This window comes from Treponema endosymbiont of Eucomonympha sp. (assembly GCF_001028545.1).
The window spans coordinates 1-472 of sequence record NZ_BBPW01000577.1 but is presented as its reverse complement, the minus strand read 5'-3'; the positions used below and the strand labels follow the sequence as shown (position 1 = coordinate 472).

Here is a 472-nt window from a genome sequence, read left to right as displayed (position 1 = left end):
CCAATCAGCGGGCATTCGCGGCGGAGGCGTATCGAAAGCGCCTGTTTCCCGCCGGACGCTTCCCCTCGCTGCATACGCCAATAGGTGTCGCGCTTGTCGTAACGCCCCTCGTATGCGGCGAACGTTGAAAGTGTGCGGCGCGTCGATTCATAATCAGCTATGCGGGCTTTTAATTCGATTTCAGTCATCTGACGGATTGTCGGTGTTTGCGGGAGCGAGCTGTTTTTTCGTCTCGCGCAGTTCGCTGAGCAACAGCAGGACGGCGCCTGCCGTAACCGATAGATCGGCGAAATTTAAGACACCGGTGCGGAGGCGCCCGATTCCAAAATTCATGAAGTCTATCACGTTGAACCCATTCAGTAAGCGGTCGAACAGGTTACCGACCCCGCCGCCGATAACACACGCGCACAGCCCAATCCGCCGTAGGTTCTTTTCTTTCAGCATAAGATAGACGGTGCCCGCAATGCATAGC

The 472-nt window shown here is 56.1% G+C and carries 2 protein-coding genes; both read right to left on the bottom strand.

Features of this window, described 5'->3' with window-relative positions; all coding sequences use genetic code 11:
- Positions 1-188, bottom strand: a 188-nt coding sequence (locus AWU74_RS08150) for a CYTH domain-containing protein (protein WP_162505090.1), incomplete at its 3' end; no start/stop codon positions are given.
- Positions 181-472 (bottom strand): signal peptidase II (locus AWU74_RS08145; protein WP_187150970.1); only part of this gene is annotated, 292 nt, incomplete at its 5' end. The genes AWU74_RS08150 and AWU74_RS08145, both read right to left, overlap by 8 nt.